Below are 25,505 nucleotides of genomic sequence, written 5' to 3'. Positions count from 1 at the left end.
GCTCACGCCCAGGTCGTCGGCCCGGGGGGGGGCCGCCCCCGCCCCCCCCCGCCGCCCCCGCCCGGCGGGGGCGGGGCGGGTGGCCGCCCCGCCCCCCCCCCGGCCGACGCCGGGGCGGGCGCCCGCCCCCCCCCCGCCCCCACCGCGGGTGATTCTCACGACCGGGCACGCTGCCGGATGGCCGCCGTGCCGAAGCCGATCATGCCGAGCGCAACCAGGCCGAGTACGCCGGTGAGCCACAGGAAGCCGGCGGAGGTGTCCTGCGCGGCGGCCTGACCGCCGGTTCCGCCCGGGACGCCGGACGGGTTGCCGTGCAGGCCGCCGATCGTCTGGACGGCCAGCTTCAGGTTCTTGTCCGCGGCGCTGCCCCACGCGTACACGATCGTGTTGGTGCCTTCCTTCAGGGTGACGTCGGCCGGGCCGATCGCGACGGTCGACGTGCCGGCGAGGACCACGTCGGCCTTGACCGTGCCGGCCGGCAGGTCGGCCTTGGCCTCGTTGGGGTTGGTCAGGCCCTTGAACACAGGCTTGCCGCCCGCGCGGACGTCGACGGCGGGCGCTGCCGCGTCGTGCCGCACGGTCAGCCGCGCCTGACCGGCCGAGAGCTTCGAGACGTCGTTGACGTACGGCGTCAGCACCGGCTTGCCGGCCGCGGACAGGTGCGCGACGACGGTGATGTTCGCGCCGCCCGGGACCTTGACGTCGTTCGCCTGGATGACCGCCGCGCCTCCGGCGCCCGCACCGGCCGCCGTGACCTTGAGGTCGTACGTGCCCTCCGGGAGCTTGACCGGGTCGGTCAGCGTTCCGGGCTTGAAGTTGGTCAGCAGTGCCTTGCCGTTGGCGTAGACATCGACCGTCGCACCGGGCACCGCGTGCAGCACGGACACGGACGAGGTAGCTGCCGGCTTCGCTTCGGCGCTGGCAGCCACGGCCGCCGGCGCACCGGCAACCACGAGGCCGGTGGCGAGCAGTGCAGTGACTCGACGCACGGACATAGGAACCCTCCTAGGATCGGACTACTTACCCCCTCTTCCGACGCAGCCGGCGGCGCGGATGCGGTGATTCCGAAATTTATGCAAAAGTGAGGCAACGGCCCGCGGTGGTTCGTGAGATGCTGGCCGACGTGGGGAACCCGGTTGGTGCGATCCGGAGGTAACCGTTCATGGGACTCACCCGTTCGGCAGTTGTCGCCGCGCCGCGGTCGGAGGTCTACGCCTGGCACGAGCGGCCGGGAGCGATCGTCCGGCTGACGCCGCCCTGGATGCCGGTCAGCATCGAGCAGGAGGCGACCGACCTGTCCGGCGGCACCGCGGTGCTGGGATTCCCGCTGGGATTCCGCTGGATCGCGCGGCACAGCTCGGCAGAGGTGCCGCAGCGGTTCGTCGACGAGTTCGACACGCCGTTGGCGCGGCAGATCGTCCATTGGCGGCACACCCACGAGTTCGTTGCCGAGGACGACGATCACACCAGGGTCGTCGACGACATCCGCAGCAACGTCCCCGGATTCCTGCTGCGCTCGATGCTGGAGTACCGGCACCGGCAACTGGCCGACGACCTCGCCGCGCTGCAGCGGGCGCATGCCACGGGGATGCGCCCGCTGACGGTCGCGGTCACCGGGACGCACGGAACCATCGGCCGCTCGCTCTGCGCGCTGCTGAGCACCTCCGGGCACACCGTCGTCAAGCTGGTTCGCGGCGAACCACGAGGGGACGGCGAGCGTCGGTGGGACCCGGCGAGCCCGGACCGCTCACTGCTGGAGGGGATCGACGCCGTCGTCCATCTGGCCGGAGCCTCGATCGCCGGCCGCTTCACGCCACAGCACAAGCAGCGGTTACGGGATTCTCGCATCGGTCCGACCACAGCCCTGGCAGAGCTCGCGGCTGCGACCGACGGAGGGCCGTCGGTGTTCGTTTCCGCCTCGGCGATCGGGTACTACGGCGCCGAGCGCGGTGACGAGGAGCTGACGGAGAGCAGCGCCCGGGGCGAAGGCTTTCTCGCCGAGCTCGTGAGTGACTGGGAGCAGGCGACCGAGCCGGCCGCCGCGGGAGGCCTGCGGGTCGTGCAGGTCCGGACCGGCTTGGTGCAGACTCCGGCGGGCGGCACGCTGAAGGCCCTCTACCCGTTGTTCGCCGCCGGGCTCGGAGGCCGCCTCGGAAGCGGTGAGCAATGGCAGGCGTGGATCGGCATCGACGACCTGCTGGACATCTACCACCGGGCGCTGTACGACGATCAGCTCAGCGGCCCGGTGAACGCCGTCGCCCCGGCGCCGGTACGCAACCAGGACTACGCGGCCGTCCTGGCGCGGGTTCTGCATCGGCCCGCGCTGTTGCCGACTCCGTCGTTCGGCCCGCGGCTCCTACTCGGAGCTGAGGGAGCCGACGAGCTGGCGGAGGCCAGTCAGCGCGTAGTGCCGACTCGCCTCGTCGAGGCCGGGCACGTCTTCCGCTACTCGGAGCTCGAGCCTGCCCTGCGTCATCTGCTCGGTCGAACGCAGGGCTGACACTCGGCCTGCCGTCACCGCCTGAGGTCGCGGGCGACGGCTGTCGCCACCCGTCGACCGGACACCAGCGCGCCCTGGATCGAGCTGGTGTCCCGGTGGTCACCGCTGACGTAGAGCTGCGGACCGACCTTGGCAGGACTGGTGAAGACGTGGTTGGACCTCATCCGGGGGAGGGCTCGCGGGATGCGGTACTCCGCGACGAGCTCCCATCGGCTGGTGGACGTCCGGTAGAGCTCACCGAGCCGAGACCTGATCGCACTCAACGCCGGGGTGTCGCCAGGGACCGACGCCGCCACCAGGGCCTTTCCAGCCGGTGCGTAGGTGCCCGCCACCTCGCTCATGACCACCGTGTTCATGAGCGAGCCGGAGACGCCGTCCAGCATGAGCGTCGGCCGGCGGAGCGGCGGCTCGTCGACCGCGAAGTACCAGGTCGTGACGCCGCCCCACTCAGGAGCGCGGATCGCCGGTGCCAGCGCGGACGCCGCCGTACCGTCGGTCGCGATCACGACGGCCCGGGCCTTCAGAGGTACGGCGGAATCAGCTGAGCTGACCACACCGCCGTCGACCGAGGTGACGGTCGTCGACAGGCTGAGCGCGTCGTCGGCGACCAGGCCGGCGAGGGCGCGCGGCAGCATCCGCATCCCGTCGGCGGGGACAGCGGCACCGCCCCGGACGAAGCATCTCCATACCAGGTGGAGCATCTTCGAGTTGGTGGTCAGCTCGGAATCCAGGAAGACACCGGCCAGGAACGGCCGGAAGATCTCCTCGATCGTGGGCCGCGAGATGTGCCACCTCGCCAGCTCGCGGCCGGTCTCGGTCGGTGCCGCCGCGCGGAGGCGGGTCGCGTCGATCGTGGTGTCCCGGAGCGTGAGAGCCCCGACGGTCACGGCGTCCAGCGGGCGCTTGGCCGCGAAGCGGGCCAACGAGACCAGGGTCTCCCGGCCGCGCGACGAGAAGTCGAGATCCCAGCGCTCGTCGCGCCCTTCGGCGAGCACACCGCGGCTGAAGAACCTGAGGTCGAGGCTCTCCGGGGCGAGCAGTCGCCGGAGCTCCGGGTACGCCGGGAGCAGCACCTGGAAGCCTCGGTCCAGGAGGAAGCCGTCGACCTCGTCCGTGCGAACCCGGCCGCCGACCTCGTCGGCTTGTTCCAGCAGCTTCACCCGCAGGCCCGCGGCCTGCAGATGGATCGTCGCGGCCAGACCGGCCAGCCCGGCTCCCACGACGATGACGTCGGCGTCTTCCACGACCTGTTCCTTCCCGTCCGCTCGTTCAGGGGGCCCGAGATCCCCGGTCGTCCTCCTGCGCGACGACCTCCTCGATGCCGTCGAGCGTCTCCAGCTGTTTCAGCGGGCGTGCCAGCCGATGGTTGTGGCGCAACCGCTCCTGGTTCCTGCTCAGGAACCACCAGTACCCGGCGGTGAACGGGCATGCGTCCGGGCCGACGCGCACCTTCGGGTCGTACACGCAGCTGCCGCAGTAGTCGCTCATCTTGTTGAGGTACGCGCCGCCGGCGGCATACGGCTTGGTGGCGAGCAGACCTCCGTCGGCGTGCTGGGACATGCCGACGACATTGGTCACCATGACCCAGTCGTAGCCGTCGACGAAGCTGCGGTGGAACCAGTCCGTCAGTTGGGCCGGCCGCCAGCCACGGTGCAGGGCGTAGTTGCCGAGGACCATGAGGCGCTGGATGTGATGCGCCCACCCGTTCTCCCGGACGCCCCGCAGCGTCTCGGACAGGCAGCGTGCCTGCACGTTGCCCTCAGCATCGAGATCCTGGAACCAGTCCGGTACGTCGCGGTGTGCGCGGAGCGCGTTGCGCTCGCGGTAGTCCCGGTCGAAGTGCCAGTACAGCTGCCAGGTCCAGTCGCGCCAGCCGATGATCTGGCGGACGAATCCCTCGACCGCGGCGATCGGTGCGTGTCCGGAGCGGTACGACGCCTCGGCCGCTTCGACGACCTCGAGCGGATCGAGCAGGCCCAGGTTGAGCGGGACGGACAGCAGCGAATGCGCCATCCAGTCGTCGCCCGCGAGCATCGCGTCCTCGTGCGCCCCGAAGGCGGGCAGGCGGTGCTCGACGAAATGTTCCAGGGCGGACACGGCTTCGGCGCGGGTCACCGCGAACCGGCGGGGACCGTCCGACCCGACGGAGCGCACCGTGCCGTCGCGCTCCCACCGATCGAGGTCCTGCCGGACCTCGGCGTCGATCGCGTCCTCCGCCGGCCACCACGGAGCGGGGGCCCCGAGCCGGCTGCTGCCGCGCGGTGGCGGTTTGCGGTTGTCATGGTCGAAGTTCCAGCGTCCGCCGGCGGGCGTGCTTCCGTCCATCAGGATCTCCCGCCGGACGCGGACGTCGCGATAGAAGTCCTCCAGCAGCAGACGGCGCCGGCCCCGGTTCGCGGCCCAGTTGGCGAAATCCTCGCGGCTGGTCACAAAGCCTCTGGCCGGCAGGACGGTCACCGATTCCTGCCGCTGGACGAATCTCTCCGCTGCGTGCGTCGTCGGTCCGCAGACCGTCAACGGTTCGTCGATCTGGGCGAGTGCGGCGGCGTAGGTGTCCGCCTGGATGAATGTGGCCTGCCGATCCAGCTCGGCGGCCCGGTGGCGCAGCGCCGACAGCACCAGGTGCGCCTTCTGCCGGTGGAAGCGGCGCCGGGCGAACGCGTGGCGGGACTCGATCAGCAGCACCGGTTGCTGCGGAGCGTCCAGGAAGTGCGGCCCGAGCTGGTCCGCGAACAGCCATCGGCGCCCGAGGTCGCCGGTCGCTCGGCTGCGCGGTCCCATCTGACTCCCTCGACTCGCCGGTCCGTCTCGCCCCAAATCTATGCAAAGTCGATGCATAGTGGGAACCCGCAACGCCGATGCCCGAGTGCGGCGAGTCGACAGTCGCCACCGGTGTGCGACTCGTCACGTACCGGAAGTACATGGCATCCAAGGCGTTGGGTACCGGTCGGTTGCGAAGTTGACCGGTCCGCCGTTCAGCAGAGAGCGCGACCCGGCCCGCTGATTGCCTTCCCGGATCCGCGCCGGAGCCGGGAAGGCAATCAGCCGCCTTCCGTCCGCAGGCCGTGCTTGCGCAGTGCCGCGTCGAGCCCGTTGCTGTGCTGTGCTTCGACGAATTCCTTGGACAGCTCACGGAGTTTGACGTTGCCGTCCTGGGAGCAGCGTTTGAGGACGTCGAACGCCACGCTCGACGTGATCCCGTAGCGATGCATCAGCAGTCCTTGGGCCTGACCGATCAGGTTGCGCGTGACGAGCGCCGTCCGGAGCTGCTCGATCAGTGTCCGGCTGTCGTCGAACAGCTGGACGTTGTCGAACGCGACGCCGGCGTTGAGCGCGAACAGCAGCGCCACGTCGTACGACATCCCTCCGAACGCGTCCGGCTCGGCGGAGAACAGACTGAAGGCCGCCGCCGCGTCGCCGTCGGCGGGCAGCGGGAGGAACAGGCAGCTCCGGTAGCCGGCGTTGATCGCCGCGGCGGCGAACTTCGGCCAGCGGTGATCCGCCGCCAGGTCGCCGATCCGGCGCGGCTCGCCGTACGTCAACGTGTCGTGCAACGGGCCGTCGACGGCGATCAGCTGAGCGGTGAACATGGGCTGGGCGGGCTCGGTGGTCGGGTCCGTGGGCTCCTGCCGGGCGATCACCTCGGCCTCGCCGTCCGCGAGGATCGCGATCGCGGCCGCGTCGCAGTCCGGAACGGTTCGCACGATCCGGCTGACGAAGCGACCCAGCGTGCTGCTGACGTCGTCGTCCGCCACCAGCCGGCTGACCTCTGCCAGCTCCTGAGCCAGTCCCAAGATGTCGTCCATGCGGCCATCATCCGTTGTCTCGCCCGCTGTGGATGAGGTGGGGGACGCGATCGTGTGCCGATGATGAAGGATGGACACGGCAGAGGCGTCCGGGCCGGAGCCCGGTTCGGCAGCGCATCGAGGTCCGGTTTTCGCCCTCGATGTGGTCATCGGGGCGTCGACCCTGGTGGTCGCGCGAACCGTCGCGGCCGGTCGCGGAGCGAAGCACGCGGTCGCCACGGCCCTCCAGGCTCCCGGCGCCGTTCCCGGCCACGTCGCCGGCCATGTTCCCGGCCGCGATCGGGTGGACCACTGGGTGTCGGAGCTGGCACGGCGTGGTGAGCGGGAGCAGGACGAGCTCAAGGACCGGGTGACGTCGTTGGCCGACGACCTGGTCCGGGCGGTGCTGCATCTGGTGCTCGACCGGATCGACCTGACCGAAACGGTCCGGCAGTACGTCGATGTGAACAGCATCGTCCGGGACGTCGATCTCGACGCGGTGATCGGCCAGATGGACGTGGCCGGCCTGGCCGAGGGCGTGATCGCGGAGGTCGACATCGCCGAGATCATTCGCCAGTCCACCGGTTCGCTGACCTCCGAGACGGTGCAGAGCGTCCGGATGCAGGGCATTTCCGGCGACGAGGCCATCGACAAGGCAACCGGCCGGATCCGGGTGCGATTCCGCCGCAAGCACGCGCCGACGGCGGCGCGGCCGGAGCCGTGAGCCTGGGGTCCGTCCCGACGGAGGCGCGGCCGTTCCAGGGCAGACCGGCAGGGTTGGTGACCAGGACCGCCGCGGGAGTCGTCGACGTGATCGTTGTGCTCGCGTTGCTGATGATCGGATACCTGGCGATCAACGGCGCGGGGTTCGTCGCCGACCCGAGGCACTTCCACTTCGTGAGTGTGTCGGCGGTGGTGAGCCGGACGGTCGGTCTGTGCCTGCTGATCGGCTATCTGTCCGTGGGGTGGTGGCTGAACGGACGAACGTACGGCTGCCGCGTGATGGGCCTGCGGGTCATCGCCGCCAAGGGCGGCCGGGTGCGGCCTCTCGTCGCGCTGGTGCGGGCTGTCATCTGTGTCGTGTTCCCGATCGGGCTGCTCCTGTGTCTGTTCGGCCGGCGCCGCCGTTCGCTGCCGGACCTGCTGCTGCGAACGGCGGTTGTCTACGACTGGCGAGCTCAGCTGCCGGTGGTCACGCTGCCAGCGCCTTCGCCTTGAGCGTGTCGAACTCGGTCTGCGAGATGGTGCCCTCGTCGAGCATCGCCTTGGCCCGCTCGATCTGATCGGTCGGCGTGGCCGTCCCGGCGACGTTCCGGATGTAGGTCTCCTGCTCGTGCTGCGCGTCCCGGGCCCTGCTCGCCTGACGGTCCGCCATCGACTTGCCACGCACGATGACGTAGACGAGCGAGGTCAGCAGCGGCAGGAAGAACAGGCAGACCAACCAGATGGCCTTGACAACACCGGACGTGTCCCGGTCACGGAAGATGTCCGTCAGGATCCAGAACAGCATCATCAGGTACGCGACGAACGCGAAGCTGATGATGATGAACCACACGACGTTCCAGAATGACATGTCAGTTCCCTTCTCACTGTCGACCAAGCTCGACAGCCTGACTCTGCGCCGCCCCAGGACCGCCGGGCATCATCCTTGCTGGGGGAGCGCGCGCCCCGGGAGGTCCTTCATCCCTCCTGGGTGAGTTCACCGGGTGCTCGCGCGCCTAGCGTCGAACTGCAGGCGCTGGACCGGGATCGACGGCGAATGCACCGGCCCGGCAACGGGTGAAGGGCGGCGAATGAAGCGGGAGTGGGCCGAGCATCCGCGCGTGCGGCGATTCGCCGGCTGGTTCCGGAAGAGCCTGATCGGCCGGATCGTCGTGGCCGCCCTCGAGATCCGGCTGTACGACCGGGCGCTGACCCTGGCCGGCAAGGCGTTCATCGCGCTGGTTCCGCTGCTGATCGTGGTGGCGACCCTGCTCAGCGGCTCGGGAGCGCTGGCGCTGGCCGACTGGCTGATCGACAAGTTCGAGCTCACCGGGGGAGCCGCCGACGCGGTCCGGTCGCTGTTCGGCCGGCCGCCGTCGGCATCCGGCGGCCTGACGATCCTGAGCGTTCTCACCGTCCTGGTGTCGGCGAGCAGCTTCGCGCGGTCCGTCCAGCGAACCTTCGAGGCGGCGTGGAAGCTTCCCGCCCGTGGTCTGCGCGGTACCGTCAACGGCATCCAGGGCGCGGGTCTCGTCCTCCTGGTGCTGTTCGTGCTCGCCTACCTCGCGAGCCTGACCGACGAGCTGCCCGGTGGCCGGATCGTCACCGTCCTGGCACAGACCGTCGTCGCGATCCCGGGCTGGTGGCTCGCCAGTTGGCTGTTGCTGACCCGGCGGGTGGCATGGCGCCTGCTGTTGCCGGGGGCGGTGGTCAGCGCGTTCGGGCAGGTGTTCGTGGGTGCGGTGGGCAGCCGGTACGTACCGCACCTGATCGAGCGGAACGCCGAGCGGTACGGCGTCATCGGCGTGGCGATCGCGATGATCTCCTGGCTGGTGATCCTCGCGCTGCTGATCGTCGCGTCGGCGGTCGTCGGCGCCCAGGTGGGCGCCACGCTGGCCGGGCGCGGTGACGTGCCCGATCCAGCGCGGGAACCCGAACGAACGGCGTCAGGTGCGGATCGCGCCCGGGCGGGTCAGGGCCCAGATCACCCAGATGTCGAGGCCGATCAGCAGGAGTGACCACCACGGGTAGTACGGGATGAAGAAGAAGTTGTCCACCGCGCTGAGCACCACGAGGAACAACGCTGACACACCGGCCCAGGTGGCCCGGCTGTACAGCCCGAAGGCGACCACTAGCAGCAGGATGCCGAGCACGAGGTGGATCCAGCCCCAGGCGGTGGTGTCGAGGTCGAAGGTGTACCCGCGGACCCTGATGAAGAACTCGTCGTTGATGATCGCGGCCAGGCCCGTGATCATGTGGAAGATCCCGATGATCAGCAGCATCGTCGCCGCGAAGGTGATTCCGCCGACTGCCCAACCGGACACCGGCTGCTGTGATCGCTCTGTGCGACTCATCTCGCCTCCTCTTGTCACCCTGACCAGACGGTAGGCCGCGTCCGCAGGCTGCTGACTCACCCCTGACGGGTGAGCCGGTAGCTGTCAGGTGGTGCAGGCGGTGACGCCGCCTTCGACGCCGGTGCTGAACGCCGACGTCCGCTGTTCGGCGTTCCCGTGGTCGCTGACGTCGGTCCAGGGGTAGTCGTCCGCGACCGCCGCGAGCGTCCTCGCGATCTCCTCGCTGTCACCGGGTTCGATCGTGATCAGGCCCTCGTCGGCCGCGCCCTGGAGCGCGGCTCCGGCGAGGCAGTCCGCCTGGAGTTCCGCGGCGACCGAGACGCGGTCGTCGCGCAGCCTGGCCTGGATCGCGTGGCCCCACTCGTGCGCGATGATCAGGTACACCCAGGCGTCGCCGATCTGGCTGTAGCCGGCGGCCATCAGGTTGTCGTCCCAGGCCACGAAATCACCCGGCCGGCAGTACACGGCGTTGAACGGCACGGACTCCGGTTCGCCTCCGCATGGCGGCCCGTCGGTCCCGACGTACGACCCGGCGACGCGGGGACTTCGGTACGGCTGACCGAACAACTCGGCGAAGTGCCTGCGCCAGAACGAGTCCACGGCGTTCACGGCGTCCTGCTCGTCGGTCTGCATCGCTTCGCGATCGACTGCCGGCGTCACAGCCGCCGGCTGCGTGGCCGACGGGTCATACGGGTCCGAGGATGTCGTGTTGCAGGCGGCGACGAAGGCGACCGCGATCACGGCCGCAGCCGGCCGCCAGGTAAGCGTGCGCACGAGTACAGCCTCGGGGGACGGCTCGGTGACCCGCATCCTCCTCGCCGGGTGATCGCGGTGGCCCCGGACTGAGCCGGCGGGGTTGTCCGGCGGGACGGACAAGTCGGGCGGATTCTGTCCGGTGGGACAGATACCTGGGCGGGGCCGCTGTCTAGCTTGACGGCATGGCAGCGTTGACGGAGATCGAGAAGTGGCTGGCCGAGACCGTGCCGGGAGCCATCGAGCGGTACGACGTACCCGGGGTGGCGTGGGCGGTTCTGGCCGATGGAGAAGTGGTGGACGGCGCCGCGGGCGTCCTGAGCAGGTCGACGCTGGTCGATGCGACCGCGGACTCGGTGTTCCAGATCGGCTCGATCACGAAGCTGTGGACCGCCACGCTGGTGATGCAGCTCGTCGACGAGGGCAAGGTCGATCTGGACGTGCCGATCCGGGCCTATCTGCCGGAGTTCCGGATCGCCGACGAGGAGGCCGCGGCCCGCATCACCACGCGGCAGCTGCTGTCGCACACGTCCGGCTTCGAAGGCGACATCTTCACCGACACTGGTCGCGGCGACGACTGCGTGGAGAAGTACCTGCAGGAGTTGCACGGGGTTGCCCAGCTGTTCCCGCCCGGTGAGCAGTTCTCGTACAACAACGCCGGCTACTGCGTCCTCGGACGGCTCGTCGAGGTGCTGCGGAACTCGCCGTACGACGTGTGTCTGCGTGACCACCTGATCGCGCCGCTCGGGCTCACCCACACCGCGCCCGGCCCGTACGAGGCGATCCTGTTCCGCGCGGCCGTCGGTCACATCGAGACCGAGCCGGGCGCCGGGTACCAGCCGGCACCGGTCTGGTCCCTGGTCCGGTCGAACGCGCCGGCGGGCTCCTCGCTCGCGATGCGGCCGCGGGACCTGCTGACCTTCGCCAAGCTGCACCTGGACGACGGCAAGGCCGCCGACGGCACGCAGGTGCTCGCCCCGGGCACCGCCGGCCGGATGCACGAGCAGCAGGTCGACCTCCCCGATCTCGGGTTGATGGGCACCTCCTGGGGCCTCGGGTTCGAGCGCTTCGAGACCCCTGACGGCCTGGTCATCGGTCACGACGGCGGAACCATCGGTCAGTCGGCGTTCCTGCGGATCATCCCCGAGAGCGGCGTCGCCGTCGCCCTGCTGACCAACGGCGGCGACGCCATCTCCCTCTACCGCGACGTCGTCGGGCACGTGCTGGATCAGCTCGGCGGCGTGCAGTTGCCCGCACTGCCCGAGCCGCCCGCCGCAGCGGAGCGGATCGACGCCGGCCGGTACGTCGGTACCTACGAGGCGGACGTGGTGGAGATGACCGTCAGCCAGGACGCGGACGGCCGGATCTGGCTGGAGCAGAGGCCGAAGGGGGTCTTCGCGGAGCTCGGCGAACAGGTCGAGCGCAAGGAGCTCGTGCCGTACCGCGAGGGCAGCCTGATCCCGGTCGAGGCCGACCGCGGCATGCACCTGCCGCACGTCTTCGTCGGCGACGACGGTCACGGCCACGCCCTGTACCTGCACGTCGGCCGGGCCGTCCGCCGGGCCGGCGCCTGAGATCCCTCGACGAAACGGATTCCGCCATGTTCCTCCGCGCTCCTGTCTGCGCCGCCGTGCTGGTCTCACTCGTTGCCTGTAGCAACCAGAGCGCCAAGGGCGGCGGTGACGCCCCGGTGGTGGACGGTGGCACGTTCACGATGGCGCTGCCGACCGATCCGGGCAACCTCGATCCGCAGTCGTCGGCCGCGGGCGCGCTGTTCACGGTGACCCAGCTGGCCTACGACCCGTTGCTGTCGGTCGACTCCGGCAACGGCGACATCCGGTCCGGTCTGGCGACCAAGTGGGCGGTGGACGGGAAGACCGTCACGCTGACCCTTGCCGACGGCATCAAGTGTTCCGACGGTACGCCGCTGACCGCGTCGAGCGTGGTCGCCAACCTGAAGTACGTCGGCGACCCGAAGAACAAGAGTCCGTTCCTCGGTACCTTCCTCCCGGTCGGCGCGACCGGGAAGGCCGACGATGCGACGAGGACCGTCACGATCACCCTCGCCACGCCGGCCCCGTTCGTCCTGAACGGCCTGGCCAGCCTGCCGATCGTGTGCCCGTCGGGTCTGACCGACCGCAAGTCGCTGGCGAACAAGACCTCGGGCACAGGGCCGTACGAGCTGACCGAGGCTGCACCCGGCGACCATTACACGTACCAGCGTCGCGACGGCTACACCTGGGGACCGAACGGCGCGACGACCGCGACGCAGGGCATGCCGAAGACGGTCGTGATGAAGGTCGTCCAGAACGAGACCACAGCGGCGAACCTGCTGCTGTCCGGTGGCCTCAACGCCGCCGTGATCATCGGGCCGGACGCCCTGCGGCTCGAGAAGGCGGGTCTGTTCGCCACCAAGACGACGGCGTTGGTGGGCGAGCAGTGGTACAACCACGCCAAGGGCCGGGCGACCAGTGACGCGGCCGTCCGGATGGCGCTCACCCAGGCTCTCGACCTGCCCGAGCTCCGCAAGGTGCTCACCTCCGGGAAGGGCACGCCGCCGACCACGCTCGCGACGATCGAGCCGGCCGCCTGCGTCGGCGACGCGCTCGCGCGGAGCTTGCCGGCGCGCGACGTCGCGGCGGCGAGAACCGCCGTACAGAAGACGAATGTGCGGCCGCTGACGTTCTTGTACGACAACAGCCGGGGGAGCGGGGTCGCCGCGGCGGCCGAGCTCGCCGTCCAGCAGTGGCAGGCCATCGGGGTGAAGGTCACCGCGAAGGGCATGAACGGCACAGCGCTGAACGAGACGTTGTTCAGCTCCGGCGACTGGGACATCGTCTGGGTGCCGCTGGGCGTCAGCAGTCCGGACCAGGTGGTGCCGTTCCTGTCCGGCCCCGCCGCACCGAACGGAACCAACTTCGCCGCCATCCAGAACAAGACCTACGAGGCCACGGTCCAGAAGGCGGGTGCGATGTCCGGCAAGGCGAGTTGCCCGACCTGGCTGGAGGCGGAGTCCGCGATCGTGGCCGCCGCCGATCTGGTGCCGTTCGCGAACAGCGCGGTCCAGATGTTCGGCGCCAAGGCGCGGTTCGCGGCACCAGGGCTCGTCCCGACCAGCATCCGGATGCTGGCGAACTGATCACATGACGACCACGGATCCGGCGCCCGGGATCGCCGTACGGCAAGGGTTGTGGGCGCACGACTGGGTGCGCTTCGGGGTACGGCGGGTGGGCCGCCTGCTCGTCTCGCTGTGGGTGGTGGTGACGGCCTCGTTCCTGATGATCCACCTGATCCCGGGTGACCCGGTCCGGGCCGCGCTCGGACCGACCGCACCGGCCGAGCTGGTGGCGGCCAAGCGGGCGGCGCTCGGCCTCGACGACCCGCTGTGGCGGCAGTACGGCGCCTACCTCGAGCGGCTGTTCAGCGGCGATCTGGGCAGCTCGCTCGTGTCGCAGCTGCCGGTGTCCGACGTGATCGCCCAGCGGCTCCCGGCGACGCTGGCTCTGGCCGTCCTCGCGTTCGTCCTCGCGGTGACGATCGCGCTCCCGGTCGGTGTCGTGGTCGGCGTGCTGACCCGCGGCGGCCGGGGCCGGCGGACCGAGCTCGCGTTCACCGCCGGCAGCGTGATCCTCGGCATCATCCCGGACTTCCTGATCGGGGTCGGCCTGGTCTTCGTCTTCGGTGTCAGCCTGAGCTGGCTGCCGGTCGCGGGCAACCAGTCGCCGGCCGCCTACGTTCTTCCGGTGCTGTGTCTCGCGCTCGGCCCGGCGGCGATCCTGGCGCGGATCCTGCGCGTCGAGCTGGTCAGCGTGCTCGACGCCGACTTCATCCGCACCGCCCGCGCGAAACGGCTGCCGGCCCGCGTGGTCTATCTGCGGCACGCACTGCCGAACGCGGCGACGGCCGCGCTCACCCTCGGTGCGCTGATCCTCAGCTCGATGGTCGCCGGGACCGTGCTGATCGAGAACGTCTTCAGCTGGCCGGGCCTGGGGATGACGATTGTGCAGTCGATCCTCGACAAGGACTATCCCGTCGTCCAGGGCATCGTCCTCGTGTACGGCGTCGGCGTGCTGGCCGCGAACACCGTCGTCGACGTCGCCCTCGCCCTGCTCGACCCGCGCTCGATCATCCGGGAGGACTGAATGCAGCGGCGACGATGGATCGGCGTACTCCGGACCCCGCTCGGACTCACCGCGACGGCCCTGGTGGTCGCGGTGCTGCTCCTGGCCGTTCTCGGGCCGGTGATCTGGTCGGGCCGGGCGAGCGCGGTCGACACCGGCAACATCCTGGCCGGACCGTCGGCCGAGCACTGGACCGGGACCGACAACCTCGGCCGGGACATCTTCTACCGCGTCCTGGTGGCGGGGCGGCTGTCCGTCGAGCTCGCGCTCGCCGCCACCGCGATCGCGATCGCGGTGGGCCTGCTGCTCGGCACCGCGCCCTTCCTGCTGGGGCGCCGGCTCGGCCGGCTCGTGACCGGCGCCGTCAACGTCGCGGTCGCCTTCCCGGGACTGCTGCTCGCGCTGTTCTTCGCCGTGATCTTCGGCGTCGGCGCGACCGGAGCCGTGCTGGCGATCGGGCTGGCCGGGGCGCCGGTGTTCGCCCGGCTGACGCAGACGCTGGTCGCCGGTCTCGCCGCGCGCGACTTCATCGCCGCCGCCCGGATCGCCGGGGTCGGCCGGATCCGCATCCTGTTCCGGCACGTGCTGCCGAACATCGCCGAACCGCTGGTCGTCAACGCCACGCTCGGCGCGGGCGGCGCGCTGCTGGCCTTCGCGGGCCTGTCGTTCCTGGGCCTCGGCGTGCAGCCGCCGGCGTACGACTGGGGCCGGCTGCTGTACGACGGGATCGGCGCGATCTACGTGAACCCGGCGGCCGCGCTGGCGCCCGGTGCCGCCGTACTGCTCGCCGGGCTGGCGTTCAACCTGTTCGGCGAGACCGTGGCCAAGGGCCTCGGCGTCACCCGCCTCGGCGCCGTCCGCGGTGCGATCCCACGGGCCGTACCCGAGGCCCGAGCTGCACAGGACGAACCGGTCCCGGACGTTGTGCTGGACGTCCGCGACCTCTCGGTGCGTTTCCCAACTCCGGCCGGCGAGATCCGCCCGGTGCGTGGGGTGTCCTTCGCCGTACGACGGGGTGAGGCGCTCGGCGTGGTGGGGGAGTCGGGCTCCGGCAAGTCCCTCACCGCGCTGGCGGTCTCGCGGCTGATCGACGCCCCGGGGCAGGTCGACGCCGAGCGGGTCGAGTTCCTCGGGACCGACCTGCGCGGCCCCGACACCAAAGCGCGGCAGCGGTTGCTGGGGACCTCGTTGGCGATGGTGTTCCAGGACCCGATGACGTCGTTCAACCCGACGCAACGGATCGGCGGCCAACTGGCCGAGGTGGCCCGCTACCACCAGGGGCTGGGCCGACGCGCGGCGCTGGCCCGCGCGGCGGACCGGCTGCGGGCGGTGCGGATCCCCGCAGCCGAGCAACGGATCCGGCAGTACCCGCACGAGTTCTCCGGCGGGATGCGGCAGCGCGCGATGATCGGTCTGGGGCTGATGAGTACGCCCGCGCTGATCGTCGCCGACGAGCCGACCACGGCGCTGGACGTCACCGTGCAACGGCAGATCCTCGAGCTGCTCGACGCGATCCGGCAGGCCGACGACGTCGCGCTGGTCCTGATCAGTCACGACGTCACCGTCGTCCGCGAGGTGTGCGACCGCGTGCTCGTGATGTACGCCGGCCGGATCGTGGAGGACCTGCCCGCGCACGAACTGACGAGCGGGGCGCGGCATCCGTACACGCGTGCTCTGGTGGCCGCCGTCCCCGATCTGGACACCGACCTCGATCAGCCGCTGGCCGTGATTCCCGGCCGGCCGGTCGCGCCCGCGGAGTTTCCGCCGGGCTGTGCGTTCGCTGCCCGCTGCCCGCTGGCCGACGAGCGTTGCCGGGCCGAGGATCCGCCGCTGTCGACCGACGGCGCGGGACGCCGGGTCGCCTGCTGGCATGCGGGCGAGACGATCGCGGTCGAATCGTCCCGCGACGAGCTGGTGGAGGCTCCGTGAGCGAGTTGCGCTTCGACGACGTGCGGGTCAGCTACGGCCGGACCACGGCCGTCGACGGTGTCAGCCTGACAGTTCCGGCCGGTCAGATCGTCGGTCTGGTCGGCGAGTCGGGATCCGGCAAGTCCACCTTGGCCCGGGCCGCGGTGGGACTCGCGCCCCTGGACGGCGGACAGATCCTGCTGGACGGCCGGCCGGTGCCAACGCGGGGCCGGCAGCGCCCGTTGCAGATGGTGTTCCAGGATCCGTACTCCTCGCTGGATCCACGGATGCGGATCGGTGAGAGCGTCGCGGAGGTCGTCCCGCCGGGCGGGGCGCGCGCCGAACGCCGGGCCGAGGTCGAGCGGCTGCTCGGGCTCGTGCACCTCGACCCCGCCCAAGCCGCGTCCTACCCGTCGCAGTTGTCCGGTGGTCAGCGCCAGCGGGTGGCGCTGGCGCGGGCCCTGGCCGGCCGGCCGCGGGTGGTGATCGCCGACGAGATCACCTCCGCCCTGGACGTCTCGATCCAGGGCGCCGTGCTCAACCTGGTGCGCGAGCTCCAGCGCGAGCTCGGTCTGTCCATCCTCTTCATCTCGCACAACCTCGCGGTTGTCCGCTACGTGTCGACGCGGCTCGCGGTGATGTACCGCGGCCGGATCGTCGAGCAGGGACCGACCGACCGCGTCCTGGCCGAGCCTCGCGACGACTACACCCGCGAGCTGCTCGCCGCCGTCCCCGGGCCCACGGCCCCGACCGACAGGAGTACCTCATGACCCGACGGATGCGTATCGACGACCTGACCGATCTCGTGGTCCCGTCCCAGCCGGCGCTGTCCCCGGACGGTACGCGGATCGCTTACGTAGTGAGGACTCTGGACGCCGACCTCGACCGCAACGTCGACCAGCTGTGGCTCGCGGCGACCGACGGCGGTCCAGCCCGGCGCCTGACCGCGGGCCCGAAGGACGTCGCACCCGCCTGGTCACCGGACGGCACGTGCGTCGCGTTCGTACGGGACGGACAGCTCGCCGTACTCACCGCCGACGGCGGCGAAGCGGAGACGCTGACCGATCTGTCCCTCGGCGCGGGTGTGCCGGTGTGGAGCCCGGATGGCCGGCGAGTGGCGTTCAGCGCGCCGGTCGACGACGGCACGAGCGGTCCGCTGGTCGCGGATCGCGTCGATTACCAGGCCGATGGCGCCGGCCGGTACGGAGCCGTGCGCAGCCAACTGCACGTTCTCGATGTCGCGACGCGCGACGTACGCCGGCTCACGGACGACTCGGAGAGCGCGGGACAACCCGTGTGGTCGCCCGACGGTACGACGCTCGCCTTCACCCGGCGCGTCGGCGACGACAGCGATCTGCGGTCCCGGACCGCCGTACACCTGCTCGCTGTCGACGACCCGAAGGCCGAGCCACGCGCAGTCGCGCTCACGGGCGGTCTCGCGGCGACCGTCGACTACACCGCGGACGGCAGCGCGTTGCTCGTCATCGGCTGGCCGGGAGAACCGAAGGGCCACCTGCGGTTGCTGCTCGTTCCGCTGGACGGCGGGGAGATTGTCGAGCTGTCCGGATCGCTTGATCGCAACGTGATGCCGGGTGCGACCGCGTACCCGGGCGGGCGGCCGCAGGAGCATGACGGCCGGATCTACTTCTGCGTCCGCGACCGCGGCTGCACGAGCTTGTGGTCCGTCGCCCTCGACGGTACCGGCGCACGTCCGGTCCTGGCCGGTGACGACCGTGTGGTCGGCGGCCTGTCCGTTGCCGCTGGCAACGCCGCGATCACGCTCGCCGGCAGCACGTCGTACGGCGAGATCGCGGTCGTCGACCTGTCCACCGGCGCCTCGACCGTGCTGACCGAGCACGGATCCGCCCTGAACGGCGTACAGCTGTTCCCCCGCGAGGAGCGGACCTTCACGATCTCGGACGGGACGCAGGTACAAGCCTGGCTGGTGCGTGATCCGGACCGCTCCGGTCCCACGCCGGTGCTGCTCGACATCCACGGTGGCCCGCACAACGCGTGGAACGGGGCCGCCGACGAGGTGCACCTGTACCACCAGGAGCTTGCGGCGCGCGGGTGGACCGTGCTGCTCGTCAACCCGCGCGGCAGCGACGGATACGGCGAGGCCTTCTTCGACGGAGCGGTGGGCGCCTGGGGTGTTGCCGACAGCAAGGACTTTCTCGAGCCGCTGGACCAGCTGGTCGCGGACGGGCTGGCGGACCCGGACCGGTTGGCTGTCGCGGGCTACAGCTACGGGGGTTTCATGACGTGCTGGCTGACCGCGCACGACGACCGGTTCGCCGCCGCGGTGGCCGGCGGGGTGGTCAGCGACCTGGTCAGCATGGCCGGGACCTCTGACGACGGGCACTTCCTCAGCGCCCACGAACTCGGCGGCCTGCCTTGGACGCAACCCGAGCGGTACGCCGCGATGTCGCCGATCGCGAGCGTGGCGGCCGTCCGCACCCCGACGCTGATCCTGCACGGCGCGGATGATCTCAGGTGCCCGGTCGGGCAGGCGCAGCAGTGGCACACCGCGCTGCGTGAGCTCGGCGTACCGACACGGTTGGTCCTGTACCCGGAGGCGTCACACGCGTTCATCCTGACCGGCCCGCCGTCGCAGCGGCTCGACTACAACCGCCGGATCGTCGAGTGGGTCGAGCAGCACGCCGTCCGCTCGGGCCGCCCGCGCATCGACGTTGCGCACTGGCAGAAGCGGCTGGCCCGGCTGGCGGAACGGCACCACGTGCCGGGCGCGCAGCTCGGCATCCTTCGCGCGGACGAGCAGGTCGAGGCGTCGTACGGCGTACTCAACCTGAACACGGGCACTCCGGTGACGGGCGAGTCGGTGTTCCAGATCGGTTCGATCACCAAGGTCTGGACCGCGACCGTCGCGATGCAGCTGGTCGACGAGGGACTGCTCGACCTCGACGCTCCGCTCGTGGAGGTGCTGCCGGAGCTGCGGCTGAAGGACCCGGACGTGACCAAGGCCGTCACGCTACGGCACCTGCTCACCCACACCAGCGGGATCGACGGCGACATCTTCACCGACACCGGCCGCGGTGACGACTGCCTGGAGAAGTACGTCGATCTGCTGGCCGACGCGGCGCAGAACCATCCGCTCGGCGCGACCTGGTCGTACTGCAACTCGGGCTACTCGCTGCTCGGCCGTGTGATCGAGAAGGTCACCGGCAAGACCTGGGACCAGGCGATGCGCGAGCGTCTGTTCACACCGCTCGGCCTGACTCACACGACGACGCTGCCGGAGGAAGCTCTGGTGTTCGCAGCGGCGGTCGGTCATGAGGAGCGGGACGGGAAGCAGCAGCCCGTCCGGGTCTGGGGACTGCCGCGGTCGGTCGGACCCGCGGGACTCGTCACGTCGACGGTGTCCGACGTCCTGGCATTCGCTCGCTTGCATCTGGCCGGCGGTACGACGCCCGACGGGCAGCGGCTGCTCGCCGAAGCCACTGCGACCGCGATGACCGAGCACCAGGCCGACCTGCCGGACAAGCACGTTCTCGGCGACTCGTGGGGACTGGGCTGGATCCGTTTCGGCTGGGACGGCCAGCGGTTGTACGGCCACGACGGCAACACGCTCGGCCAGGCCGCGTTCCTGCGGGTCCTGCCGTCGCAAGGACTTGCCGTCACGTTGCTGACGAACGGCGGCAACACCCGCGATCTGTATGAAGACCTGTACCGCGAGATCTTCGCCGAGCTGGCCGGTCTGGCGATGCCGGCGCCGGTGACTCCGCCCGCGGAGCCGGTCGAGGTGGACGTCACGCCGTACGTCGGAGCCTACGAGCGCGCGTCGGTCCGGATGGAGGTCGAGGCGACGGCCGACGGGCCGCTGCTGCGGACGATCCTGACCGGTCCGCTCGCCGAGCTCGTGCCCGACCCGGTGGAGGAATACCCGATGGTGGCGTTCGGGCCGAAGCAGTTCCTGGTCAAGCCGCCGGAGGCCGAGACCTGGGCGCCGGTGACCTTCTACGAGCTGCCGACCGGCGAACAGTACGTCCACTTCGGGGTGCGGGCGACGCCGCGGGTGAAGTGATGCCGACCGACCTCCTGGCGGACATCCAGGCCCTGGTTGAGTGCGAGTCGCCGTCGGCCGACCTGTCCGCGGTCGCCCGCTCCGCCGCGATGGTGGCGCGGATCGGTACGGCCCGGCTCGGGGCCGAGCCCGAGCGGATCGTGCTGGACGGCCGCACCCATCTGCGCTGGCGGCTCGGCGAGCGGCCGCGTGTCCTCCTGCTCGGCCATCACGACACGGTGTGGCCGCTGGGGTCACTGGCGACTCGCCCGTACTCGGTCGAGGGCGGCGTCCTGCGCGGGCCGGGCTGCTTCGACATGAAGGCCGGACTCGCGATGGCCTTCCACGCCGCCGCCGGACAGGACGGCGTCACGCTGCTCGTCACCGGCGACGAGGAGCTCGGCTCGCCGTCGTCGCGATCGCTGATCGAGGACGAGGCCCGGGTCGCGGAGGCCGCCTTGGTGCTCGAGGCCTCCGCTGACGGCGGCGCGCTCAAGACCGAGCGCAAGGGCGTGTCGCTGTACGACGTACGCATCACCGGCCGCGCTGCCCACGCGGGACTCGAACCGGAGCGCGGGATCAACGCGACCCTGGAGCTCGCGCACCAGGCACTCGCCGTGCACGCACTCGGCGCACCGGAACTCGGCACGTCGGTCACGCCGACAAGCTCCCGCGCCGGTACGACGACCAACACGGTCCCGGCCGGCGGATCGTTCGCGGTGGACGTACGAGCCCGGACGACCGCCGAGCAGGATCGCGTCGACGCAGCGATGCGTGCGCTACGACCGATGCTCCCGGGCGCCGCCATCGAGATCGGTGGCGGGCCGAACAGGCCGCCGCTGGAGTCGTCCGCCGTACTTCTCGAACGGATCCGCGCCGTCGCGGCCCGGCTCGGGATGCCGGCACCGGCAACGGCCGCGGTCGGCGGCGCGTCGGACGGCAACTTCACGGCCGGCGCCGGGACACCGACGCTCGACGGACTCGGCGCGGTCGGCGGCGGTGCACACGCCGACGACGAGCACGTCCTGATCGAACCGCTCGCGGCACGGACCGAGCTCCTGCGCGCGCTCGTCGCGGACCTGCTGACCGATCCGATCCGGCACCTGACGACTACTGGCACGGGGCGACGATGACAAGAGCTGAAGACCAGGGCGGGCTGCGGGTCCTGGCCGACCCGGTCCAGGACCGCGCGACGGCCGCCGCGGAGGCGGCGGCGCTGAGCGCGGGAGTGGTGGTCCGCGAGATCTGGGACCTGACCGAGCTGGAGGGCGTCGTGCGGCTGTACGGCGCGATCTGGGGCAACGGCACCAACCCCCAGGTCACCGTCGAGCTGTTGCGCGCGTTGACCAAGGCCGGGAATTACGTCGGCGGCGCGTTCGCCGGCGGCCGGCTGGTCGGCGCCTGCGTCGGCTTCTTCCACGCCCCCGCCGAGGACGCCCTGCACAGTCACATCGCCGGGGTGTCCCGGGACGGCATCGGGCGTGGTGTGGGCTTCGCGCTCAAGCTGCACCAGCGGGCCTGGGCGCTGCGGCGCGGCGTCTCGGAGGTGGCCTGGACGTTCGACCCGCTGATCAGGCGCAACGCCTACTTCAACCTGGTGAAGCTCGGCGCCCAGGCCGACGAGTACCTGCCGAACTTCTACGGCGCGATGACCGACGCGATCAACGGCGGCGACGACTCCGACCGGCTGCTGGTCCGTTGGCGTCTGGCCGATCCGGCGGTCATGGCAGCCTGCGACGGCACACCTGTCGCCGTCGGCACCAGCGCGGCGGTCGTTGCCCTCGGCATCTCTGCGGCCGGCGCGCCGGTCGTGGGTCCGGCGGGTGAGGCCACGTGCCTGGTCGCGGTGCCGTCCGACGTCGAGGCCCTGCGGGTGCGCGAGCCGGCGCTCGCCCGGCAGTGGCGGACCGCGGTGCGCGACACGCTCGGCGTACTGCTGGCGGACGGCGGGCGGATCACCGGCTTCGACCGAGCAGGTTGGTACGTGGTGAGGAGAGAACAGTGAAGCTGACCGGTGTTGAACTGCGGCACGTCTCGATGCCGCTCGTCGCTCCGTTCCGTACGTCGTTCGGCACCCAGACCACCCGTGACGTCCTGCTGCTGCGGGTCGTCACCGACGAGTCCGAGGGCTGGGGCGAGTGCGCGGCGATGAGCGATCCGCTGTACTCGTCGGAGTACGTCGACGGCGCTGCCGACGTACTGCGGCGGTTCCTGGTGCCCGCGCTGGCGGCGGCCGGCCCGATCGATGCGCACGCGGTCGCCACGGTGCTGACGCCGTACCGCGGGCACCGGATGGCGAAGGCCGCGCTCGAGACCGCCGTGCTCGATGCCGAACTGCGGGCCGAAGGGCGCTCGTTCGCGCGCGAGCTCGGCGCGGTGCACGACCGGGTGCCGTGCGGGGTATCGGTCGGGATCATGGACAGCCTCCCGGCCCTGCTCGATGCGGTCGGCAACTACCTGGACGAGGGCTACCTGCGGATCAAGCTCAAGATCGAACCGGGGTGGGACGTCGAGCCGGTCCGGGCGGTGCGCGAGCGGTACGGCGACGACGTCCTGCTGCAGGTCGACGCGAACACGGCGTACACGCTGGCCGATGCGCGGCACCTGGCCCGGCTGGACCCGTTCGGGCTCCTGCTGATCGAGCAGCCGCTGGACGAGGAGGACGTGCTGGGCCACGCCGAACTGGCGCGGCTGATCGAGACGCCGGTCTGTCTGGACGAATCGATCACGTCCGCGCGATCGGCCGCCGCGGCGATCCGGCTGGGTGCCTGCCAGGTGGTGAACATCAAGCCCGGCCGCGTCGGCGGCTACCTGGAGGCCCGCCGGATCCACGACGTGTGCGTCGCGCACGGCGTGCCGGTGTGGTGCGGCGGGATGCTGGAGACCGGCATCGGCCGGGCCGCGAACGTCGCGCTGGCCGCGCTGCCCGGGTTCGTCCTGCCGGGCGACACGTCGGCGTCCGATCGCTACTACCGCACGGACATCACCGAGCCGTTCGTGCTGGCGGACGGACAGCTCGCCGTACCGACGGGGCCGGGATCGGGGGTGTCGCCCGTGCCCGAGTTGCTGGACGAGGTCACCACCGGCGTCGAGTGGCTGACGGTGTAGTTGTCCGGGCGGACAGGTTTCGTGCTGGATCTTGTCCGCCCGGACGAAGTACTCTGAGTGTGTCCGCGCCTACCTTCGGGAGGTGCTCTCCGCGATGAGCTCGAGCCGCCCACGGGCCAGTCTGTCCCGGATCGTCGACGATCTCGGGGCGACCCTGCTCGACCTGGTGCACGGCGACACCGAGCCCGCCGCCGGCATCGGCGGCGTGGTCATCCATGACCCGGTCGACGCTCCGCCGCTGCCGCCGTACGCACTGATCCTCGGCGTCGGCCTGGACGATCCGGAGCGGATCGCCGAGCTGCTGGGGAGTCTTCGGCGTGGTGCGGCCGCGGCACTCGTCCTGCGGGCGCCGGTGCCGTTGACGCCTGCGGTCAGGGCGGCCGCGGACGCGGCGAACGTCGCGCTGCTGGGCCTCAGCCGCGGTGTCCCGTGGGCGCACCTCGCCGCGATGCTCCGCTCGTTGCTGGCCGAGGGCGATGTCGGCGTCGCGGAGCCCGAGTCGCTCGGCGGGCTCCCGTCCGGCGACCTGTTCGCGGTCGCCAACGCCGTCGCCGCGCTGCTCGACGCACCGATCACGATCGAGGACCGTAACTCCCGCGTGCTGGCCTTCTCCGGCCGCCAGGACGAGGCCGACGCGTCCCGCGTCGAGACCATCCTCGGCCGGCAGGTTCCGGAACGGTTCTCCCGGATGCTGTCCGAGCGGGGTGTGTTCCGCGAGCTGCACCGCAGCGACGGGCCGGTGTACATCGAGCCGCTGCCGGACCGCCGCTCCGGGCTGACGATGCTCCGGGTGGCGATCGCGGTCCGCGCCGGTGACCAGTTCCTCGGCTCGATCTGGGCGGCGGTGCCCGAGCCGCTCAGCGAGGAGCGGACCGAGGCCCTGACGGAGGCCGTGAAGCTCGTTGCCCTGCACCTGTTGCGGGTGCGTGCGGGGGCCGACGTACAGCGGCGTCTCCGGGCGGATCTGCTCAGCTCGGCCCTCGAAGGCGGTGCGGGTGCGCGCGACGCTCTCGAACGGCTGGGGCTGGCCGGCCGGTCGCTGGTCGTCCTCGCGGTAGCGCTCCGCGAGTCCGCCGCCGACGGCGCGATCGTCGCGCAGGAACTCGAACGGGTCGGCGACGCGCTCGCCGTCCATCTGGGCGCGGTGCAGCCGCGGTCCGCGGCTGCGCTCGTCGGTGGCGTGATCTACGGCCTGGTCCCGGCGACCGAGGACAGCGTCGTCCGCATCGCGACCGACTTCCTGCACCGGGTCGGCGACCGGATGTGCCCGATCGTCGGGCTCGGGCCCGCCGGCCGCGACCTGGCCGGCATCGTTCAGGCGCGCGCGGGTGCGGACCGCGCCCTGCGGGTGCTCCGGGAGCGGCGCGGCGCGCCGCGGATCGCCCGGCTGGCCGACGTACAAGTCGAATCGCTCGTGCTCGAGCTGCGCGATCTGGCCGCGGCCCGCGGTGACCGTCCGGGCGAGGCGCTGGAACGACTGATCCGCTACGACGAGCGGCACCGGAGCAACCTCGTCGAGACCCTGCAGGCCTGGCTGGACGCGTTCGGAGACGTCGCGATCGCCTCCGACGCGTTGCACGTGCCCGCGAACACCTTCCGCTACCGCCTACGCCGAGCCGTCGAGGTCGGCGACCTCGACCTGGACGACCCCAACACCCGCTTCGGCCTCCAACTCCAGCTCCGCGTCCTTGTCCCGCACCGCCCGCGCCCGGAATAACTCGCCCCCGGCGATCATCGGGTTCTGCACGCTGTAGACGCCGTGCGCTCCGGCGAACACGCGGTGTAGTGATTCCGCGTCGTCCATTTCGCATCGGGCGACGCTCGCGCCCGCGGATCGCAACGCTCTGGTCGCGAGCGACTCCGGGTCGCGGGTGAGCGCGAGCACCGGCCGGCCCGCGGCCGGCAGATGCCGCGCGACCGCGCCTCCCTGACGTCCGGTCGCCCCCAGTGCCGCGCTGTCCCCGTCCACGCCGCGCGCCCCCACTCCAGCCAGGCTAAGTCGTAGCGGCGGTTCCGCGATGGGGGTACGCCGGGGCGGGTGTCCGGGCGGGGTGGATGTGCACTCTGGACAGGACCTGCCGGACCTTACCCAGTGCACCTCAGCGCTAGGCGTACGCCGTCCCGCGGTGCACTACCTGTCGAGCTTGCACGCAGGGACGCCGACACGCCGCAGACACACCGGGTCGTCCGCGCGGCCTGGCCCTGACGAACTTTCGGAGCCGACCCGGGTGCGCGGCCACCGCGGGACCGGAA

Annotated in this window: 22 protein-coding genes; 14 read left to right on the top strand and 8 right to left on the bottom strand. The window is 71.1% G+C overall.

What is annotated here, in order from left to right; all coding sequences use genetic code 11:
• Nucleotides 1-155: 155 nt before the first annotated feature.
• Complete coding sequence (locus ACWEOO_RS25780; RefSeq protein ID WP_452145194.1) at nucleotides 156-995, bottom strand: DUF4397 domain-containing protein; 840 nt, start codon at nucleotides 993-995, stop codon at nucleotides 156-158.
• A 167-nt stretch (nucleotides 996-1,162) separates the two neighbouring features.
• On the opposite strand from ACWEOO_RS25780, the gene ACWEOO_RS25775 reads away from it, so the two are divergent.
• On the top strand, nucleotides 1,163-2,500 hold the full coding sequence (locus tag ACWEOO_RS25775) for a TIGR01777 family oxidoreductase (RefSeq protein WP_452145193.1): 1,338 nt from the start codon (nucleotides 1,163-1,165) through the stop codon (nucleotides 2,498-2,500).
• Between the two features lie 14 nt (nucleotides 2,501-2,514).
• On the opposite strand, the gene ACWEOO_RS25770 is transcribed toward ACWEOO_RS25775, so the two are convergent.
• The 3 genes from ACWEOO_RS25770 to ACWEOO_RS25760 form a co-directional block, all read right to left on the bottom strand.
• Nucleotides 2,515-3,744: an NAD(P)/FAD-dependent oxidoreductase gene (locus ACWEOO_RS25770; RefSeq protein WP_452145192.1), complete on the bottom strand. Its 1,230-nt coding sequence runs from the start codon at nucleotides 3,742-3,744 to the stop codon at nucleotides 2,515-2,517.
• Nucleotides 3,745-3,769: 25 nt separating this feature from the next.
• Nucleotides 3,770-5,281, bottom strand: coding sequence for a cryptochrome/photolyase family protein (locus ACWEOO_RS25765; protein ID WP_452145191.1), 1,512 nt, complete (start codon nucleotides 5,279-5,281; stop codon nucleotides 3,770-3,772).
• A gap of 260 nt (nucleotides 5,282-5,541) precedes the next feature.
• Nucleotides 5,542-6,306: an ANTAR domain-containing protein gene (locus ACWEOO_RS25760; RefSeq protein WP_452145190.1), complete on the bottom strand. Its 765-nt coding sequence runs from the start codon at nucleotides 6,304-6,306 to the stop codon at nucleotides 5,542-5,544.
• A 70-nt stretch (nucleotides 6,307-6,376) separates the two neighbouring features.
• Between ACWEOO_RS25760 and ACWEOO_RS25755 the strand changes: the two genes are divergently transcribed.
• Nucleotides 6,377-7,009, top strand: coding sequence for a hypothetical protein (locus ACWEOO_RS25755; RefSeq protein ID WP_452145189.1), 633 nt, complete (start codon nucleotides 6,377-6,379; stop codon nucleotides 7,007-7,009).
• Nucleotides 7,010-7,065: 56 nt separating this feature from the next.
• On the top strand, nucleotides 7,066-7,503 hold the full coding sequence (locus tag ACWEOO_RS25750) for an RDD family protein (protein ID WP_452145188.1): 438 nt from the start codon (nucleotides 7,066-7,068) through the stop codon (nucleotides 7,501-7,503).
• Here ACWEOO_RS25750 and ACWEOO_RS25745 read toward each other — a convergent pair.
• Complete coding sequence (locus ACWEOO_RS25745) at nucleotides 7,478-7,858, bottom strand: SHOCT domain-containing protein (protein ID WP_452145187.1); 381 nt, start codon at nucleotides 7,856-7,858, stop codon at nucleotides 7,478-7,480. The genes ACWEOO_RS25750 and ACWEOO_RS25745 overlap by 26 nt on opposite strands.
• Before the next feature lie 220 nt (nucleotides 7,859-8,078).
• Here ACWEOO_RS25745 and ACWEOO_RS25740 point away from each other — a divergent pair, with 220 nt between their 5' ends.
• Entirely contained in the window at nucleotides 8,079-9,005 is a 927-nt protein-coding gene (locus tag ACWEOO_RS25740; protein WP_363709362.1) for a YihY/virulence factor BrkB family protein, read from the top strand.
• Here the strand turns inward: ACWEOO_RS25740 and ACWEOO_RS25735 are convergent.
• Both ACWEOO_RS25735 and ACWEOO_RS25730 read right to left on the bottom strand, forming a co-directional pair.
• Entirely contained in the window at nucleotides 8,934-9,341 is a 408-nt protein-coding gene (locus ACWEOO_RS25735) for a DUF7144 family membrane protein (protein ID WP_452145186.1), read from the bottom strand. The genes ACWEOO_RS25740 and ACWEOO_RS25735 overlap by 72 nt on opposite strands.
• A gap of 84 nt (nucleotides 9,342-9,425) precedes the next feature.
• Entirely contained in the window at nucleotides 9,426-10,115 is a 690-nt protein-coding gene (locus ACWEOO_RS25730; protein ID WP_452145185.1) for a neutral zinc metallopeptidase, read from the bottom strand.
• A 164-nt stretch (nucleotides 10,116-10,279) separates the two neighbouring features.
• Here ACWEOO_RS25730 and ACWEOO_RS25725 point away from each other — a divergent pair, with 164 nt between their 5' ends.
• From ACWEOO_RS25725 to ACWEOO_RS25680, 10 genes are all read left to right on the top strand, one after another.
• A complete protein-coding gene (locus tag ACWEOO_RS25725) occupies nucleotides 10,280-11,668 on the top strand; it encodes a serine hydrolase domain-containing protein (RefSeq protein ID WP_452145184.1) in 1,389 nt (462 codons plus the stop codon).
• Nucleotides 11,669-11,694: 26 nt separating this feature from the next.
• Nucleotides 11,695-13,233, top strand: a complete 1,539-nt coding sequence (locus ACWEOO_RS25720; RefSeq protein WP_452145183.1) for an ABC transporter substrate-binding protein — start codon at nucleotides 11,695-11,697, stop codon at nucleotides 13,231-13,233.
• Between the two features lie 4 nt (nucleotides 13,234-13,237).
• Entirely contained in the window at nucleotides 13,238-14,236 is a 999-nt protein-coding gene (locus tag ACWEOO_RS25715; RefSeq protein ID WP_452145182.1) for an ABC transporter permease, read from the top strand.
• Entirely contained in the window at nucleotides 14,237-16,144 is a 1,908-nt protein-coding gene (locus ACWEOO_RS25710) for a dipeptide/oligopeptide/nickel ABC transporter permease/ATP-binding protein (RefSeq protein ID WP_452145181.1), read from the top strand.
• Nucleotides 16,141-16,893: an ABC transporter ATP-binding protein gene (locus ACWEOO_RS25705; protein WP_452145180.1), complete on the top strand. Its 753-nt coding sequence runs from the start codon at nucleotides 16,141-16,143 to the stop codon at nucleotides 16,891-16,893. Before ACWEOO_RS25710 ends, ACWEOO_RS25705 begins: the two co-directional genes overlap by 4 nt.
• Nucleotides 16,890-20,165, top strand: coding sequence for a serine hydrolase (locus ACWEOO_RS25700; RefSeq protein WP_452145179.1), 3,276 nt, complete (start codon nucleotides 16,890-16,892; stop codon nucleotides 20,163-20,165). Before ACWEOO_RS25705 ends, ACWEOO_RS25700 begins: the two co-directional genes overlap by 4 nt.
• Nucleotides 20,165-21,277, top strand: a complete 1,113-nt coding sequence (locus tag ACWEOO_RS25695) for a M20 family metallopeptidase (protein ID WP_452145178.1) — start codon at nucleotides 20,165-20,167, stop codon at nucleotides 21,275-21,277. The genes ACWEOO_RS25700 and ACWEOO_RS25695 overlap by 1 nt, the downstream gene beginning before the upstream one ends.
• A complete protein-coding gene (locus tag ACWEOO_RS25690) occupies nucleotides 21,274-22,149 on the top strand; it encodes a GNAT family N-acetyltransferase (protein WP_452145177.1) in 876 nt (291 codons plus the stop codon). The genes ACWEOO_RS25695 and ACWEOO_RS25690 overlap by 4 nt, the downstream gene beginning before the upstream one ends.
• Nucleotides 22,146-23,252, top strand: a complete 1,107-nt coding sequence (gene menC / locus ACWEOO_RS25685) for an o-succinylbenzoate synthase (protein WP_452145176.1) — start codon at nucleotides 22,146-22,148, stop codon at nucleotides 23,250-23,252. The genes ACWEOO_RS25690 and menC overlap by 4 nt, the downstream gene beginning before the upstream one ends.
• 94 nt (nucleotides 23,253-23,346) lie before the next feature.
• The gene (locus tag ACWEOO_RS25680) at nucleotides 23,347-24,969 is read left to right on the top strand and encodes a PucR family transcriptional regulator (protein WP_452145175.1); all 1,623 of its coding nucleotides are present in this window, start codon (nucleotides 23,347-23,349) and stop codon (nucleotides 24,967-24,969) included.
• Here ACWEOO_RS25680 and ACWEOO_RS25675 read toward each other — a convergent pair.
• Nucleotides 24,859-25,236: an NmrA family NAD(P)-binding protein gene (locus ACWEOO_RS25675; protein WP_452145174.1), complete on the bottom strand. Its 378-nt coding sequence runs from the start codon at nucleotides 25,234-25,236 to the stop codon at nucleotides 24,859-24,861. The genes ACWEOO_RS25680 and ACWEOO_RS25675 overlap by 111 nt on opposite strands.
• Between the last annotated feature and the right edge of the window lie 269 nt (nucleotides 25,237-25,505).

It is taken from the genome of Kribbella sp. NPDC004138, assembly GCF_053603655.1.
The sequence above is the reverse complement of the archived record's forward strand: the minus strand, read 5'-3'. Positions and strand labels throughout refer to the sequence as shown.